This is a genomic window from Citrobacter sp. CRE-46 (assembly GCF_059615875.1).
Window position 1 is genome coordinate 2,261,629 of the sequence record NZ_CM184341.1, and the last position, 17,883, is coordinate 2,279,511.

Below are 17,883 nucleotides of genomic sequence, written 5' to 3' on the forward strand. Positions count from 1 at the left end.
TGAAAACCTTTCATTGGGCACCCAGGGAGGGGATGCAGTCTTCTGTTTCCCCTTCGGTGACAACCATTAAATTTGGGGATGGCTATGAGCAACGTCGCCCGACCGGACTCAACCATCAGTTAATTAACTTCCAGCCTGTTTTCCGTATAACGTCGGACAATTCCCGCACCGCACTAGAAGCGTTTCTGGCCGAGCACGGAGGATATAAAGCCTTTCTGTGGCGACCGCCAAAATACAACCGCACGCTAAAAGTTGTCTGCCGGGAGTGGTTTGTTACGGACAACGTCACGTATTCCGATTTCAGCTGTAAATTTGAGCAGGTCATTGCTTAAGGATCCTTATGCAAGATATTCCTCAGAGCACCCTCAACGAAACCACGAAAACCGAACAGTCGGCCCGCATTGATTTGTGGGAAATCGACCTGACGGACTTTGGTGGCCAGCGTTACTATTTTTCAAATGAACTGAACGAGAAGGGCGAGCCAGTCACCTGGCAGGGCCGGAAGTATGACGTATATCCGATACAGGGAACCGGGTTCGACCTGGTAGGGAAAGGAACTTCCGCCCGCCCGACGCTGGCAGTGTCGAACCTGTTTGGCATGGTTACGGGACTTGCGGCAGATATGCAGAGCCTCGTCGGTGCCACGGTGGTAAGGCATGTTGTATACGCCCGTTTTCTCGATGCGGTGAACTTTACAGGCGGCAACCCGGAGGCCGATCCGGAACAGGAAGTGGTCAGTCGCTGGAAGGTAGAACAGTTATCCGAACTGAAAGCCACCACGGCGACTTTTGTGCTGGCCACACCGACCGAAACGGACGGCAGCGTGTTTCCGGCGCGGATCATGCTGGCTGATGTCTGCAACTGGACCTACCGTTCTGATGAGTGTGGCTATGCCGGTCCGCCTGTGGCGGACGAGTTTGACAAGCCCACGACAGACCCGGAAAAAGATGCCTGCAGCAAATGCCGTACTGGCTGCGAGCTGCGTAATAACCTGCCGCGCATCGGCTGTTTCCTCTCCATTAACCGTCTTTCCTGATGGATATACCCATGAAAAAAACACTCCTGGCGCATGCTGCTGCGTGTGCGCCCGCTGAATCGTGCGGCTGGGTGGTGAACACGTCTGCCGGGGAGCGGTATTTTCCCTGCCAGAATTTTTCCGCTGAACCGACCCTGTATTTCCGCATGGATCCGGCAGATTACCTTCAGGCGCAGGCGGCGGGCGATGTGGTGGCCCTGGTCCACAGCCATCCCGATGGCCTGCCGTTTCTCAGCGATGTTGATCGCCGCCTGCAGGTGCAGAGTGGCCTGCCGTGGTGGCTGGTCTGCGATGACCGGATATACAAATTTCGCTGCGTGCCATTCCTCACCGGGCGGGCTTTTGAGCATGGTGTGACGGACTGTTACACCCTGTTCCGCGATGCGTACCATCTGGCGGGGATTGAGATGCCGGATTTTGCGCGGGGGGAGGACTGGTGGAAGCAGGGAGATAATCTCTATCTGGATAATCTGGAGGCGACCGGTTTTTACCGCGTGAATGCCGCAGAGGTACAGCCCGGAGACATCCTGATTTGCTGTTTTGGTTCATCGGTTGCCAACCATGCCGCAATTTATTGTGGCGACGGCGAACTGTTGCACCATATTCCTGAACAGCTCAGTAAACGCGAGAGGTATACCGACAAATGGCAACGCCGCACACACTCGATATGGCGACACCGGGCATGGCACGAATCTGCCTTCACGGGGATTTACAACGATTTGGCCGCCGCTTCAGCCTCAGTATAAAAACGGGGGCCGAGGCCATTTACGCGCTGGCCATGCAGATACCGGGCTTCCGGCAGAAAATGAATGATGGCTGGTATCAGATACGCATCGCCGGTCAGGATGTGGATGAAACCAGCGTGTCAGCCCGTCTGCATGAGTCACTGCCGGACGGGGCCATTATTCATATTGTACCGCGTATGGCAGGGGCTGGAAAAGGTGGTCTGTTCCAGGTTGTGCTGGGTGCCGTGGCAATCGGCGCATCCTTTTTAACTGGCGGGGCAACTCTTGCTCTTTGGGGTAGCGCATTATCTGCCGGTGCTATTTCGGCATCCTCGGTCCTTTTTTCTATGGGGGTAGCCATGATGCTGGGCGGTGTGGCGCAGATGCTGACACCCCAGGCAAAAATACCCTCCTCCCGGCAGACCGACAACGGCAGACAGAACACCTATTTTTCGTCACTGGACAACATGGTGGCGCAGGGTAATGCCCTGCCGGTGTTATACGGTGAAATGCTGGTCGGTTCCCGCACGATCTCCCAGGAAATCAGCACACGGGATGAAGGTGGCGGGGGACAGGTGGTGATCATCGGTCGCTGACTTACTGCAGCATATTTGTATTTACATAGAACCGCCTCCGGGCGGTTTTGTCGTTTCAGAGGGAACAGATTATGGGTAAGGGTGGTGGCAGCAGTAAAACGCCGCATGAGGCTCCTGACGACCTGAAATCCAGTCAGATGCTGACGGTAGTTGATGCCATCTGCGAGGGACCGATTGAAGGTCCTGTGGACGGGCTAAAGAGTGTCAGAATTAACAAAACGCCGGTCCTCGACAGCGAAGGTAACGCGATGGTTCACGGTGTCACCGTGGTTTACCGCGTGGGGGAGGATGAGCAGACCGCGATGGAGGGGTTCGAAGACTCCGGTGCGGAAACCCTGCTGAGTGTGGAGGTGAAGAAGTCAGAGCCAGTGACCCGCACCATTACCACCAAAACGCTGGACCGTCTGCGCTTTACCTTTGGTGTGCAGTCGCTGGTCAGCACCAGTACCAAAGGTGACCGCAACCCGACCAGCGTACAGATGCTGATCCAGTTTCGCCGGGATGGCCAGTGGCAGGTGGAGCGGGATATCACCATTACGGGGAAAACGACCACGCAGTTTCTGGCATCTGTGGTGATTGATGATTTACCGCCCCGGCCGTTTGAAGTCCGCATGCTTCGCCTCACTGATGACAGCACGACAGACCTGCTGCAGAACAAAACGGTGTGGTCGGGCTATACCGAAATCATCGATGTGAAACAGTGCTACCCGAACACCGCCGTTATCGGGGTAAAAGTGGATGCGGAGCAGTTTGGCAGCCAGCAGGTCACGCGAAACTATCACCTGCGCGGGCGTATTGTGCCGGTGCCGTCGAATTACGATCCGTTAAAACGTACATATACCGGGATATGGGACGGTACTTTCAAACCGGCATATACGAACAATCCGGCCTGGTGTGTGCTGGATATGCTGACTCACCCGCGCTATGGCATGGGAAGCCGCATTGGTGTTGCCGATGTGGACAAGTGGGCGCTGTATGCCATTGCACAGTACTGCGATCAGCCTGTTCCTGACGGTTTCGGCGGGACGGAGCCGCGTATCACCTGCAATGCGTATCTGACGGACCAGCGCAAAGCGTGGGACGTGCTGGGGGACTTCTGTTCCCTGATGCGCTGTATGCCGGTCTGGAACGGCAGCACCCTGACGTTTGTGCAGGACCGGCCCGCCGATAAAGTCTGGACCTATACGCAGAGTAATGTGGTGATGCCCGCTGATGGTGCGCCGTTCATCTACAGCTTCAGCGCACTGAAAGAGCGCCACAATGCCGCCGAGGTCCGTTACACCGACCCGAACAACGGCTGGGAAACATCCACCGAACTGGTGGAAAACGACGCTGCCATCCGTCGCTACGGTCGCAACGTTCTGAAGATGGATGCGTTCGCCTGTACCAGCCGTGGGCAGGCGCACCGCGCAGGACTGTGGGCCATCACCACCGAATTGCTGGAAACGCAGACGGTGGATTTTTCCGTAGGGGCTGAGGGGCTGCGACATGTTCCTGGCGATATCATTGAGGTCTGCGACAGTGATTATGCTGGCGTGACCGTGGGCGGACGCATTCTGTCGGTCGACAGCCTGACGCGCACGCTCACGCTGGACCGTGAGGTGGAGATACCGGCAGGCGGCAATGTGGTGCTGAACCTGGTGGGCAGCAATGGCCAGCCTGTTACCGTCGCAGTTACCGCACATCCGGCTCCGGACCGCGTGAGCGTCAGCCAGTTACCCGATGGCGTGGCGGAGTACAGCGTGTGGGGGCTGAAACTGCCGGACCTGCGCCAGCGGCTGTTTCGCTGTGTGGCCATACGGGAAAACGATGACGGCACGTATGCTATTACTGCCGTACAGCATGTTCCGGAGAAAGAAGCCATCGTGGATAACGGGGCGACGTTTGATCCGTTACCGGACACCGGTATCACGAATACGCCGCCTGCCGTGCAGCACCTGACCACAGAGATTCTGGCAGAGGAGGGGCAGTATCAGGCGCGGGCGCGATGGGATACCCCGCGTGTGGTGAAGGGGGTGAACTTTTCCCTGCGCCTGACGGTGAAAGCGGAAGATAACAGCGACCGTCTGGCCAGCAGCCTGACCCTGACCGAAACGGAGCATACTTTCCGTAACCTGACGCCGGGACGTTACAACCTGACGGTACGGGCGGTGAACAGCCAGGGCCAGCAGGGTGACCCTGCCAGCACGGATTTCAGCATCGCCGCGCCCGCAGTACCGTCTTATGTAGAGCTGACCCCCGGCTATTTCCAGATAACCGCCACCCCGTGCCAGGCAGTATATGACCCCACGGTGCAGTATGAATTCTGGTTTACAGATACGCAGATTGCCGATATCCGCCAGGTGGAAACCGATGCGCGTTATCTCGGCACCGCGCTGTACTGGATTGCAGCAAACGCGAATATTAAACCCGGCAAGGATTATTACTTCTATATCCGGGCCGTGAACCAGGTCGGAAAATCGGCGTTCGTGGAGGCTAAAGGGCAGGCCAGCAACGATGCGGCGGGTTATCTGGATTTCTTCAAAGGGAAAATCACCGAAAGCCACCTGGGGAAAGAGCTGCTGGAGAAGGTGGAGCTGACGGAAGACAACGCCAGCAGGCTGGATCAGTTTTCGGAAGAATGGCAGGACGCGAACGGCAAATGGAATGCCATGTGGGGTGTGAAGATAGAGCAGACCAAAGACGGGAAGCACTATGTGGCTGGTCTGGGCCTGAGCATGGAAGACACGGAAGAAGGGAAGGTAAGCCAGTTCCTGGTGGCAGCAAACCGTATCGCGTTTATCGACCCGGCAAACGGCAATGAGACCCCGATGTTTGTGGCTCAGGGTAATCAGATATTTATGAACGAGGTGTTCCTCAAATATCTGACGGCTCCCACTATCACCAGTGGCGGGAACCCGCCGACCTTTATGCTGACACCTGACGGAAAACTGACTGCCCGTAATGCGGATATCAGCGGCCATATTAGTGCGAATTCTGGTGCTCTCAACAATGTGACGATTGAGGAAAACTGCACCATAAAGGGGACGCTCCGGGCCGAGCGTATTCTTGGGGATATTGTTAAGGCAGTGGGCAGGGAGTTTCCTTACTTCATAACCAGTAACGGTGAAAAACGGTACGCCAACGGGACACTGACAGTCGTGATTGAAGATGACCAGTCTTTTGACCGACAGGTTTCCATTCCTGGGATTACCTTTCAGGGTGCAGCGTATGACAGCCAGACCAGTAATGACGTATGGGATGACTGTACGCTGACTGTCAGGAAAAACGGGGTGGAGATATACAAGCAGACAAGCAGAGGTGTACCGGCCGTTTTTACGCGAACACTGGATATGCCTGCCGGGAGCGGACGGATGACGCTGAGTTTCAGCGTCAGTACACACGGTAACAGCAGCGGCTATCCATTTTCCCGAATCAGTGACCTGCTGGTTATTGTGACGAAAAAGTCATCAGCCGGGATAACAATAAGTTAATGACAGAAACCGCCTTCGGGCGGTTTTTTTATGGAGGAATTATGGCAGTACTTATCTCTGGCATATTAAAAGACGGAGCGGGGAAACCGGTACAGGACTGCATCATCCAGCTGAATGCGAAGAAAACCAGCGCGACCGTTGTTGTGGAGGTAACTTCATCCACTCTTACAGGAGCGGACGGTCACTACAGCATTGAGGCTGAGCCGGGTTATTACAGTGTGTCACTGTTGCGGGAAGGTTTTCCTCCCTCAGTGGCCGGTGACATTTACGTGGCCCCGACCGATACGCCGGATACCCTGAATGCGTTTCTCGATGCGCCAAAGGATGCGGACCTTCGTCCGGAGGTGATGAAACGTTTTGAGGAAATGGTAAACCGCACAGCAGCGCTGTACCAGGAGGTAGAGAAGGATCGGGAACGCGCCGAACAGGCCGCACAGTCAGCAGAGCAGAGTAAAGACGCGACAGCGTTGTCTGCAACGGCTGCGGCAGAGTCACAGCGCCTGGCGGTGCTCTCTGCCGATGCTGCTGATGAGTCTGCCCTATCTGCCACAGACTCTGCCCGGCAGACAGCACAGGACGTTCTGGCCAGCGGTGCAGATGCGGACAGTGCGGCAAAGTCTGCACAGACAGCGACGGAACAGGCCGGAGTGGCAAAAACTTCCGCTGATACCGCACAGAAAGCGCAGCAGGAGGCAGGTACTTCGGCACAGTCTGCAGCTGGAAGTGCCAAAAGTGCCGCCTCGTCAGCACAAACAGCGGGTGAGCACGCGGGCAATGCAGCTGCATCTGAAACCTCAGCGCGTGAAAGCGCCCTCACGGCTACACAGGCTGCAGAACAGGGTAATAACAGCACAGCAGCTGCAGCACTAAGTGAACAGCATGCCAGGGAATCCAGCGACAAGGCCGCTAAATCAGAGACTGCGGCATCAGCCAGTGCAGAATCGGCATCTTCAAGTGGAGCGTCAGCCCTGCAGTCAGCCAAAACGGCTGAGAACCATAAAAATGAAGCCGCTGAGAGCGCCACCAGAGCCGAACAGGCCAGAGATGATGCCCTGACGCTGCGCGATGAAGCTCAGGAAAATGCCCTGAATGCCCGGAACAGCGCACAGGCTGCTGCTGCCAGTGAGAAAGAAAGTGGACAGGCAAGGGATGAAGCACAGCTTCTTGCTGAACAGGCCAGAAGTGCAGCGTCAAAAGCCGCCGCTGATACCATTAAAGAGATACAGGAAAGTGAAGACCTCAGTGGTCCGCCAGGTCCGCAGGGGCCTGCCGGTGCAAAAGGTGAAAAGGGTGACAAGGGAGACACCGGGTTAACGGGGGCAACAGGACCAATTGGTCCAGCTGGTCCGCAGGGACCTGCCGGTGCAAAAGGCGAAAAGGGTGACAAGGGAGACACCGGGCTAACGGGGGCTACAGGACCAACAGGCCCTGCAGGTCCGCAGGGACCGGCAGGTGCAAAAGGTGAAAAGGGTGACAAAGGAGATACCGGGTTAACTGGTGCCAGAGGGGCTACTGGAGCAACTGGCCCTGCAGGTCCGCAGGGACCGGCAGGCGCAAAAGGGGATAAGGGAGACAAAGGGGATACCGGGTTAACTGGACCGCAAGGGCCGCAAGGGCCGCAGGGACCAGCAGGTGCACCAGCGGGTGCTCTTCATGCTGTAGGTACGTTTGCGCTGGCATTGATGGAACCATCCAGAAGTCCTTTGAATCCCGGTGTAAATTTTGCAGGGAGTAGCTTACGGGCGTGTGGAATTCTAGCTAACAGCAATCGTGAAGCATCATTTTGTATCTGGGGTCCTAACCAGACATACACTTTGCCGGGTACATGGCGTTCGTGTGGGGTTATAACCACTTCATCGGATGGTATATCTGGGTATAATTTTCAATATTATGCCGGTCTTTTTCAGCGAATTTCATAGCAGGAGATTGTATGAATATTGAGGACATTCAGGCTCCTGAGTGGGCGAATAAAGAACATACAGCGATTAACTGCAGGGTTAAATTTGCAGAGTTTGATGAGTTTCTGCCTTTCACAGCATGTCAGAATGATTTTGAGGAGCATGGACGCCGTATCTACAGCGAGCTTGAATCAGGAAAGTATGGACCTGTAGCCCCTTTTATTATGACTGACAAGATGGTGGAGGATTTACGAAATCAGAAACTGACTGAAATCAGCAACTGGCGGGACGTTCAGGAAAACGCCAACATTATTTTTGAATTTGATGGTCAGCGATGGGATGGAGGCAAAGCATCGCAGGAGCGTCTTGCGCCCGTGGTTATGGCTGGCAGTGCAGGTCAGTTACCGGAAGGATTCTTCTGGACGGATGCGGATAACCACGATGTTCCGGTGAATTTTGAGTTCCTGCAACAGCTGGAGGCAGCGATGCTGCAGGCAATGGTAATGCACGGCTTCAGAGTTCACGAGCGGCAGAGGCAGATGAAATCGGAGGTAGCGTTACTTACAGATGTTAATACCATTGCTGGATATCCAGTTGGCTGGAGTGAGAGGAAGTAATGTGCTGGTTCACCTTTCTAAATGTCTAAATTGTATTAGCTCAGATTTGACCTGACACAGCTATGGCACAGACCTGAACCTAATGTGACAGGCAGGTCTGTGCCAGTAGCGAACATAGCAAACTGCTCAGCATGTTAATACTTGAAGGTGGTTCATAACCACGAAAAACATACTTAAGTTTGGCTTGGGGTATCAGTAAAGTTTACAGTTGCTAATTATGGTTATTGGCAAGCAATCGGAGAATAACAGTGGCACGCCGAATTGAGCTACAGGGAATAGCTAATGCTCTTAATAAGAGCTTTGTTAGTCGTAACAACGACTTTAGGGGATACTGGGCTATTGGCCAGTTAAAGTTATTCGCTATCTATAACAATCTAACCACAATGCAGTTTTTTCTTACCCCACCAGAGGCCGACTCCTACTTTGGCCTGCGACATTATATTGTACGTCACTACGCCGACATACTCAGTCACTTGTTAAGAAAGCAACAAATTCCTGACATTTGGGTGAGCGGGGCTAGCATTACGATCGACTTTAACGTAAATCCTAAACGCTCTCAGTTGCATGAACGCTCAGCCTCAGGTGAGCCTTTCCAGTGCTGTTGTCGGATAATTGATGACACTGGCCGCAGTTACTCCTCAATCATTTATGGTAAGTGCAAACCACACTCTACTGCGAAAGAAATGAAATCGACTCGAAAATTCACAATGTAAATAATCAGATGAACGTCCGTTTCTCGCTCAAAGCAGACCTTCAGCTCGTTCGCTTCATCAGGAGCGGATGCAACAAGGTTGGAAACCGCTTTTTGCTCCGCTGTAAATCACACACTGTCACCAAGTAAAATGCAAATGTGTAGTCAAGTAACACGCGATTGAGCAGAAAATCCTTTGTGAGTGGCATCCTTGCCGATTGATTACACTTCTGGCAAGGCATTACGGAGCTCGTTGAAAAACATCCTCATTTTTTCGCTCTCGGTTGAATGGTGTGCTCGCCTGTGATCATTGGGACAAAGTACAACAAGATTAGCCAGTGTATCGGGACCATCTTCGCTCAAAGGCTGAATATAATGCACTTCAGCAAAGAGTGTACCTTTGAGCGTCAGAAATCCCGGTTGGCCGCAATACTCACAAATCCCACGGCTTCTTTTTAACGCCTTCAGTCGCAACCCACTGCTCCTGCGGACTTCTTCTGAATCTTCTACACTGCTGTCATCACGAAAATCACCATGCTGGTCTTCGTAGTGAGTGACATTACCCCGGGTCAGGATTAATGTGCCGGTCAGATCGTCGTAGGCCGCAGACCACCGCTCTGTATCAAGAATGCGCTTGTTCGTATTGCGTACCTTCAACAGCACGTGTACCGGCAATCTCCGACGAATAATCTCCTTATAAATGTCATCGGTTCCCTTCCCCTTCCTGTCTCGGCCCCGAGCCCGGTAGCTGGTCATGTATGTCTCTTCCGGACCGGTCGATATCCGGATATTATCGGTCCATACATTAACCACTGCGATATCACCTTCAAGCCAAGCCCAGCGTTGGTTGTGGTTGGGCGAATTAGCATGTGGCCAGTCATCTAATGACATGCCAGCCATTATCAACAGGTCATAAATCCGTAAGTTTCTTTTCGGAACAGGTAAACTCATCATTGATTCAATTTCTTTAGTTGGTTAATAGATTACTCCGACAATTTTTATTTCTCAGAAAATCGGAAAGTTAACATCACTAAAACGGGTTATTGGTTGGGCTGCATTTCAGATATATTTAAGATAAGACAAACAGACAGAGTGTTTTTTGACTGAACTAGAAGGTGGCTTCGAGCAAGGTGGCAAAACAGGTTCCGATGCTGGTGAAAACCACAAGTTAGAAACTCAGAGTTACAACCAAACTCTGCCAGTTGACGGAGTTTGGTTGGTCATTAAGAAAACATGCGTTGTCAGTCTTTCTGTATTATCAACCGTGAATAGACAGTGGATTTACTCGGATCAGACGAAGATGATGATGCCATCTGATCGCTCACTTGCACAACTTTCCAACCCTGTTTTGCTAGTTCGGGCAGGGTGCCTTTGATCCCTCCACCGCAAGTAAAAACGGTACTGTCATTAACATCATGACGCCCTGTTTCGATCGCGCTAACTTCAGGGGAGCCACAAAAGTGTGCTTCCCCGGCTGCTGCCGATGCACTTAACCCAAGCAGAACTATTACCAGCAACGATTTTTTCATCAGTTTCTCTTCTTCATTATGCTACGTGCCACAATAAGGTAAAGACGGAACTACTAACTCAGATACGGGAAAAACTTAAATGATTCCCAAAGTCCACTATTAAGTGACACTAGCCCAACGGCTATATATGCCAGTACTGCAATAATAGCGACACTATACAATATTTTTTTCTTTAACTTCTGCCAGAATTTAAATACCAGAAATGACAGTACAACTATCATCCCAAGTTGAATGAGCAATCGCATTCCCAGGTCTACATCAAAGAGGTAAGCAAACTGAAGAGGGGCAAACAGGATGGAATAAACACTGAAAAGGATCGAGAAAATTATTCTTCCCAGGATTGAGGTAAGCCCACCCGCATATATGAGCATTTGCGAAGCCTGTAGTCCTGGTATTAAGATAACGCCCCATAGCGTAAACCAGATAATAATTAAGGCAAGAACTTTTCGCGCGCCGCTGGCGAAAGCCAGTTGGTCTTCATAAGACATTGAGGTAGATGTTGATGTGGGTTGCTGGATACTACCCCATGAGTTGTTAACAGGCTGGTTTGGTTGGCTTGGAGCTTCCCAGGTAGCAGCATTATCAGCGCGCCACTTTTCATCATACTGCTTAAAAGGCTGTTCACTTGTCACATATTTACCGTCGCTATCTCTTCTGACGCTCATTGTTAACCCTCGAATTTTAATTGGTATTATGCTTGTTGTTGTACTTAACTGAAATTTTGGTATTCATATATGTAATATAATCATCATAGCGTAACTACAACAAATCAGAAAGTTAAGTGTTAAGTCAAAATAAACCCGCTGCGTATGGCACACCGAGCGAGCATTGGAAATAGCTTCCATCTTGACTGCATCCGGGATAGAGATGGTAGGGTTTTTATCCAGCACTTCAGCACGGATTACACTTACTCCGGTTTTGCTTGCGATCTGATGGCTTAGGAAACATAAAATATCATACGATAAAAGTTATTTTGTACAGACAGCCAAGGAGAACTAATGGACTACTGCCTACGTCAGACATTCGAGTTCATTGCCCGGCCCCCTAAGGTATTGGTCTGGCAAACGCTGCCGGAAGAATGACTATGCAAGTTATCTCGGCTGTTGCTGAATTTGAAAGTTAATTGCGGCATGAACGTGTGCGAGTAAAAACAGCCGGTAAACAGTTTGGACGTCCTTCTGCACTAAATGAAGAGCAGTCAGTTATGGTTACTATATGGAATCACACTGGAGTTAGTATTAGGGCCATCGCACAGGGATCCAATAATACCCGGCAAACCACACTCCGGGTAAAGGGAGGGTAGCAATAACTCTAAGTGCTTGGCTGGACCGGTTGCTATGTGCCAGAAGCGGACCTTATCTCTCAGGGTCCACCAGACCATCCATAAGTATATACTGCGCCGCTTTACGCGCGTATTGATCAATCAAAGGCACAAGCCGAGTGAAATGCTCGCTGGCGCAATGTGCATCGAGTGCCGCCCGGTCAGGCCATTCTTCAATAAAAATAAAATGCCCCGGATCCTTTTCATCTCGATACAAATCATAAGCAATACACAGAGGCTCTCGTTTCGTTGCTGCGATGAGCTCGCGGTATAAAGGGAGAACGGTGTCGACGCACTCGGGTTTGATAAAATCTTCGGCAATGACCTTTAGCATGCGAACTCCTTCATTAAAAATGTCCAGGGCTTTTGATGGATAATGCCAGCCTGAAGGGCTATTTCAAACAGAATGTCCGCTGCTCGCTCAAAGCAGCCAGTCAGATTTGATTGTGTGCTGCCAGTGAAAACCGTCAGATCAAGTCTGAGTTAATACATCAAAATGCGTGTAACCGCTAATCACTTAATACAACTATCTATGGAGTATCCAACCTGATTTGAAGACTTGGTCGCGGAGTTACTGATTTTCCTCAAAGCCCACGTACGTGGGCAATAGTGCTTCAGTCCTGAACCAGCCACATATCAGCCTCTTCAAACATTTCCTGAACAGTACGGCTTAGCTGTTCTTTCTCATGCTTGCTGGCGTCAGTGTTGATCGCCGGCAGCGTCATCATCGGTTTTACCCAAGTACCAGTATCGGGAAAAGGCGCGGTTTCACACTTATTTCCCTTAGAATTACATCCTTTGCATTAGACCTATGAATACAAGATGAAGTGCCACTTATTTGGCTAAAATGCAAACACAAATCTAACTTGGATGTGGTTTTGCGTTATTTTATAACGTTCTTTTCTAATAAAAAACATAAAGAAATATTTGTTTTAGCCGATAATCTGTTTTAACTGTATGTATTTGATTCACGACAGATAGTAGAATGTATGTTGTTACATAGGGTCAGGCATATAAAGAGGTCGGCGTGAAGAATAACCACAATTTAAAACGAATTAAGCCTTATGTGATATCAATCACGTTTTCATTTTTTATTTTTTTCTCATTGTCTGAGATTTCAATGTATTATATATACAAGGAGAGGATTGCATCATATACAGAACGAGTTTTGAATAGAAGCGTTAGTCTCATTCAACAGATTGATAAAATAAATGATAGTTATGAAATATTTAATGCTTATAGTCCTTGTAGTGAACTACAACTTCATGCTCTAAGAGTGGCCTTATGGCCCTATGCTCTTATAAAAGATATATCATTTATTTCAAATGGTGCAGTCATATGTAGTGCTTTATGGGGAGTGTTGCCAGCACCATTGCTTCTCAATATCTATGATAGAAAAGTTGAAAAGGACAATGTAACTTGGTTTTTTGGTGTGTTACTGGAAAATAATGTAAAAGCTGATTTGCTAAGCAATCAAAAATTAGCCATAACGATTTCACCATTTGCATTTAATAGATTTGTTACAGACCATGAAGAGAAGGGGTTTTCTGCAATTGTAGGTGACAGAGATCATTCGCTTCATTTGTTCAAACTTGGTGAGCAGGTCGATCTTCTTGAAGAGGCTCAGCATGATAAATCCTACCAACTAGGACTTATTACCACGCAAAGCTGTAATAAAAATAATAATATCTGTGTCATGGGGGGAGTTAAATTTCCGTGGATGAGTTTCGATAGTTGGTTAACGATGTTCTTGATTTCCTTTACATCTATTGTGACCGGTGTTCTTCTGGGTGGTTTTTATAATCAAAGAGTTGCACGTAAGCAATCATTAGTTTCAAGATTAAAAAATGCGATAAGAAGCGAATCATTATATCTTGTGTATCAACCTATTTATAAAATAAAAACCGGAAAAATTATTGGTGTGGAAGCACTAATTAGATGGGATGATCATGATATTGGTAGCATTCCTCCTGATATTTTTATCCCTATTGCAGAGAAGCATGGTTTAATCCAGGGAATAAGTGATTTTGTATTTCGAATGGTAGTAAAGCAAACCATGTCTCTTTCTGAGGAATTTGATATTTTTATAAGCATTAATGTTAGTTCTCAAGACCTTCTGTCGGAATCATTTCAAGAAAAAGTGTTTCAGATGATTGATGAATCAAATATAAAACCTGGTATGATAATGATGGAGTTAACAGAAAGGCAGAGCGCGGAAATAAATTCCCTCCAAAAGGTTATTTCTTTATTTAATAATAAAGGTATATCAATAGCTATTGATGATTTCGGGACTGGTCATTCAAATTTAAACTGGCTATCAAATTTACAAATAGATGAAATTAAAATTGATAAGTCAATTACAGATTCTATTGGTGAACCCTCTGTAAATAATAATATCGTATCAGGATTGGTGGAGATTTTTAAAGATATAACTAACAAAGTCGTTTTCGAAGGTGTCGAGACATCAACTCAGGTGAAATATTTAACTGAAATGTTCCCTGAGTGCGGTGTCCAAGGATGGTATTACTCACAGCCACTATCTATAGATAAATTGACAAAGTTAGTAAATGATATTAATGGGGTTTAATATGTATTGCATTGTTTTTATTGTTTAATTTTATATAAGATACGTGTAACCGTGTACCATATAAATTTAACAGCTGAACTTTAATATCTCGTGCCGAATATAGTTGACTAGTTGGTTCGAGATTGAGTGAAATGTCGCGTTCTGATTCATCAGCGAGCAGGGCAAGATAATCTTCACGCGTCATTGACTGTAAAAAACGTCCACACATAGAAACCTCCAGCCATATGTCAGACTGAAAGTATAGGGCAGGAAGAAAAAGTGGTGCGCACCGGTAATGATTTAAAAAGGAGCTTGTAAGGTAAATTGGAATGATGGTTTTGTGAATTGATGAATTCTTAAAAATATGTAGATGCTGGAACAATGCGATCCCGAATTTTTCCCGACGACGCCACGAAACCAATAGCAACTGATTGATCTTGAATGGGTGCATTAGTAAGTATCAGGAGGTGTTTTTTAGTGGTTTTTTGGTGTTAACATATTGAAGTTTATAGGTTATTACGTTTTGATTTGTAAACAGGAATCGTATTCGGTCTCTTTTTATGCGGATTTCATTTCAATAAGTTAGAACGTCATGTCCAAAAATTTCCGAAATTTGTCCACATATCCGTATTTGGGATTGCTTCGTTATACCACACAGTTTTTAACATTCACAGTGTATTTGCAGAGAAAAAGAACAGGGCTGGGCGCTGTTTTTCCTCGTATCCAGGAGTGTGCATGACGTATGTGTCAGTGTTTTCAGTGGGTTCTTGTTCCCTCAGACGTTTGGACTCGCTTGTACCGATAGCGGTATACTTCTTCATCAATAGGTGAAGTTCTCACCACTGACTCGGGACTTAGACTCACAGTAAAGAGACAGAAGAAATGGATAAGTTTAAAGAATGGCTGGTGATGGAAATTGGTAATGCAGACGATCTCTCTTCCTCATTGAATCTATACACTAATGTCTATCAGTTAATACCTGAATATAAATTTGTATTTTCGTCTCCTAAAGGTCCATATCCGGGCTTTCAAACTAACAAAAAGTTCGAAAACGGAGCATCTATTCGTTCTTTATTCAATGATGAAAACGTGTTCGTCATGGATCCTCAAACGATAGAAGAAATGTTTAGTGATAAACGCTGCTCTACTTTTAAAATAGACTACTCAATATCCCTTGATAGCCAGGCAATAAGCTATTTGCGGCCTTATATTAACGGAAAGGTCTCAGGTTTAGATGATGACATTGAAGAAATATTCAATTTTATTTCCCATAAAAATACTCAGGTAGATTCTGTATTGTATGAACTGGAGAATCTTAAAAATTTAGATGTAAAAGAAAACCATCATAAAATATTTGATAAATTGTTAGGTTACGAGTTTATAAAGGATGTAGATTTCATCAAAACGGGAAATACCGGGAAATTGACATCAAAAATATCACAAAGTGAGCTTTTTCTTAAAACTGACAGGCATTTTAATTCTATGCTTGCTAAACACAAGGATTCTGAGTTCAGGCGTGCGCTACGAAATCGACATGATAGTATATACGCTTACCTTCTTATGATGAGTATCATCCAAATCAAATCACCCGCCAGATCGCTAAAGAATAAACTTATCGATCTGTTAATTTTTGCACACAACAAAGTCGGTTTTCTGGCCACAAGAGAGCTGATTCTTGCAAGTGAGTTCTTTAAAAGAGGAACTCAATTTAGATTTTTTAACAAGATACATAAAAAATCAAAAAATATGTGGCCAGCTTTACATGGGATGGCATGGGACCTTACTCATTGCAGATATTTAGAACAAGCTATTACCTTCAATACCGGAAATGACCAACGGTATTTTTTCCCTGGAATTTTAAGCTGTGATAAAGGATTTATTGAAGCTATGGAGCTGACACCATTAAAGGCCGTTGCATTTAATACCCAGGGTGGGCCGCCACTGCTCTTTTACCATGATAATGACGTGAAAAAAATCACAGCAGACATACCTGAGGTTATTGATTTTTATAAAAAAATAACTAGCAAACATAAAAGAGAAGAAAGAGCCAGCACGCGAAATGCACCCACTTATGACCTGCAATCTATTGTTACAGAACTGGAAGAAGAGCTGGAAGCTGTTGCCCAGGTGCCTGTTAGGCGGGCTGATCACATAGGGTCGTGACACCAGCATCGTTCGGAATTTTGCTGCTATGGTTTAATTAAGTGAAGGGTAATATTTGTATGCAGGAGGTCAAATGGGACAGCCTGACAAAATCTACCAGCGGATCGTAGCAACAAACTGGCGACACGTCTGGGTCGTTGGGGATCTCCACGGTTGCTTCTCTTTATTGATGGCAAAACTGCGTCAGTGCCATTTTGATCCCTGGCAGGATCTGTTGGTTTCAGTGGGCGATGTTATCGACCGTGGCCCTGACAGTCTCCGTTGCCTGCGCCTGATGCGTAAAAGCTGGATTGTGGCAGTCAGGGGCAATCATGAGCAGATGGCGTTGGATGCACTGGCGACGGGGGAGCAACTGTCGTGGTTTATGAACGGCGGCGCGTGGTTTGCTCACGCGGATCAGCCCGCGGCGAGGTTAGCACTGGAAGCGTGCCGAAAGTTACCCTGGATTCTGGAACTACGCTGCCGGAGTGGTATACACGTTGTTGCTCATGCTGATTACCCGGATGATGATTACCAGTGGCAAAAAGAGGTCGATTTACAGCGGGTACTGTGGGATCGTGCGCGGTTGATGAACAATGGTAACGGCATACGCGGCGCGGATCACTTTTGGTTTGGCCATACGCCGCTGCGGCATCGGTTGGATCGCGACAATCTGCACTATATTGATACCGGTGCGGTATTTGGCGGCGAATTAACGCTGGTGCAACTGCAATAATCAGAAATCACTGTATTCCTGGGCCGGACGCCAGAAGCTGTCGATATAATCGTCCGCAGGTAAACATCCGCCGTTACGAATGCGCTGATCGTCCATCGATACAAGGCATTGCTGCTCAGTTTTGTAGACATCAACCACGATATCTTCACAACCGCCGTCAAGGTAGCACACAAAAAGAACCAGCGTGAACATTCCATCCTCTAATGGTAAAGCCATACCTCTAGTGTAGAAGATGTTGATAGATGAGGGAAATTAGCCAGGAAATAACCCGTCTGGCGACGGGTTCTTTTTGAATCAGGCAAGGCGCATGATCCAGGCATCTGACTTACGATCGTAGTGCTCGCGAAACAGAACAGAATGTTCTCCATTCAGAAGGGCCGGGACGCTGGTGTCGGCATCCCAGGCGTCCAGTTGCATACATAAATCCGGATCGGATTTACATGGAATGGTTAACGTTCGGTCCCCCGGCGATTCGCCATGCAACTCGGCGTCGTCGATTTCAAAAGCGCCAATGCGCACACTGGTTTTCATCATCGTGCTCTCCGTTTATCTG

General features: G+C 48.2%; 16 protein-coding genes and 1 pseudogene. 10 read left to right on the forward strand and 7 right to left on the reverse strand.

Translation table 11 applies throughout. The features are described 5' to 3' along the window. The first annotated feature begins 32 nt into the window (after window positions 1–32). The 7 genes from AC534G_RS10845 (at window position 33) to AC534G_RS10875 (ending at window position 8,345) form a co-directional block, all read left to right on the forward strand. Window positions 33–332: a phage tail protein gene (locus AC534G_RS10845; RefSeq protein ID WP_233638725.1), complete on the forward strand. Its 300-nt coding sequence runs from the start codon at window positions 33–35 to the stop codon at window positions 330–332. 8 nt (window positions 333–340) lie between these two features. After that, complete coding sequence (locus AC534G_RS10850) at window positions 341–1,036, forward strand: phage minor tail protein L (RefSeq protein WP_227408814.1); 696 nt, start codon at window positions 341–343, stop codon at window positions 1,034–1,036. 11 nt (window positions 1,037–1,047) lie between these two features. After that, window positions 1,048–1,782, forward strand: a complete 735-nt coding sequence (locus AC534G_RS10855) for a C40 family peptidase (protein ID WP_181508772.1) — start codon at window positions 1,048–1,050, stop codon at window positions 1,780–1,782. Further along, on the forward strand, window positions 1,680–2,357 hold the full coding sequence (locus tag AC534G_RS10860; RefSeq protein ID WP_137347151.1) for a tail assembly protein: 678 nt from the start codon (window positions 1,680–1,682) through the stop codon (window positions 2,355–2,357). Before AC534G_RS10855 ends, AC534G_RS10860 begins: the two co-directional genes overlap by 103 nt. A 71-nt stretch (window positions 2,358–2,428) precedes the next feature. Then, window positions 2,429–5,830 (forward strand): phage attachment tail tip protein J, encoded by a 3,402-nt coding sequence (gpJ, locus tag AC534G_RS10865; RefSeq protein WP_227408815.1) that lies wholly within the window; start codon window positions 2,429–2,431, stop codon window positions 5,828–5,830. Between the two features lie 41 nt (window positions 5,831–5,871). After that, a complete protein-coding gene (locus AC534G_RS10870) occupies window positions 5,872–7,749 on the forward strand; it encodes a prophage tail fiber N-terminal domain-containing protein (RefSeq protein WP_496594542.1) in 1,878 nt (625 codons plus the stop codon). Window positions 7,750–7,760: 11 nt separating this feature from the next. Then, on the forward strand, window positions 7,761–8,345 hold the full coding sequence (locus AC534G_RS10875; protein ID WP_038641321.1) for a DUF4376 domain-containing protein: 585 nt from the start codon (window positions 7,761–7,763) through the stop codon (window positions 8,343–8,345). Window positions 8,346–9,258: 913 nt separating this feature from the next. On the opposite strand, the gene AC534G_RS10880 is transcribed toward AC534G_RS10875, so the two are convergent. From AC534G_RS10880 to AC534G_RS10900, 5 genes and pseudogenes are all read right to left on the reverse strand, one after another. Next, window positions 9,259–9,990 (reverse strand): HNH endonuclease, encoded by a 732-nt coding sequence (locus tag AC534G_RS10880; RefSeq protein ID WP_496594543.1) that lies wholly within the window; start codon window positions 9,988–9,990, stop codon window positions 9,259–9,261. 287 nt (window positions 9,991–10,277) lie between these two features. Continuing rightward, window positions 10,278–10,565, reverse strand: a complete 288-nt coding sequence (locus tag AC534G_RS10885) for a hypothetical protein (RefSeq protein WP_038641317.1) — start codon at window positions 10,563–10,565, stop codon at window positions 10,278–10,280. A gap of 53 nt (window positions 10,566–10,618) precedes the next feature. Then, the gene (locus tag AC534G_RS10890; protein ID WP_038641316.1) at window positions 10,619–11,230 is read right to left on the reverse strand and encodes a hypothetical protein; all 612 of its coding nucleotides are present in this window, start codon (window positions 11,228–11,230) and stop codon (window positions 10,619–10,621) included. A 690-nt stretch (window positions 11,231–11,920) separates the two neighbouring features. Continuing rightward, entirely contained in the window at window positions 11,921–12,220 is a 300-nt protein-coding gene (locus AC534G_RS10895) for a putative quinol monooxygenase (protein WP_052283340.1), read from the reverse strand. A 280-nt stretch (window positions 12,221–12,500) separates the two neighbouring features. Beyond that, window positions 12,501–12,626: pseudogene (locus AC534G_RS10900) on the reverse strand (DinI-like family protein); the annotation flags it as partial. Window positions 12,627–12,913: 287 nt separating this feature from the next. Between AC534G_RS10900 and AC534G_RS10905 the strand changes: the two are divergent. The 3 genes from AC534G_RS10905 to pphA all read left to right on the forward strand — a co-directional run bounded on the left by AC534G_RS10905 (window position 12,914) and on the right by pphA (window position 17,330). Then, entirely contained in the window at window positions 12,914–14,473 is a 1,560-nt protein-coding gene (locus tag AC534G_RS10905; protein WP_199950421.1) for an EAL domain-containing protein, read from the forward strand. 861 nt (window positions 14,474–15,334) lie between these two features. After that, window positions 15,335–16,615 carry a hypothetical protein gene (locus AC534G_RS10910; protein ID WP_174330946.1) on the forward strand — a complete coding sequence of 427 codons (1,281 nt, stop codon included), beginning with the start codon at window positions 15,335–15,337 and terminating at the stop codon, window positions 16,613–16,615. Window positions 16,616–16,688: 73 nt separating this feature from the next. After that, the gene (pphA, locus tag AC534G_RS10915) at window positions 16,689–17,330 is read left to right on the forward strand and encodes a protein-serine/threonine phosphatase (RefSeq protein WP_110497838.1); all 642 of its coding nucleotides are present in this window, start codon (window positions 16,689–16,691) and stop codon (window positions 17,328–17,330) included. Here pphA and AC534G_RS10920 read toward each other — a convergent pair whose 3' ends face one another. Beyond that, window positions 17,331–17,522 carry a YdfD/YebW family protein gene (locus tag AC534G_RS10920; protein ID WP_032939629.1) on the reverse strand — a complete coding sequence of 64 codons (192 nt, stop codon included), beginning with the start codon at window positions 17,520–17,522 and terminating at the stop codon, window positions 17,331–17,333. Between the two features lie 102 nt (window positions 17,523–17,624). After that, window positions 17,625–17,861, reverse strand: coding sequence for a YebV family protein (locus AC534G_RS10925; RefSeq protein WP_029139506.1), 237 nt, complete (start codon window positions 17,859–17,861; stop codon window positions 17,625–17,627). Window positions 17,862–17,883: the final 22 nt, after the last annotated feature.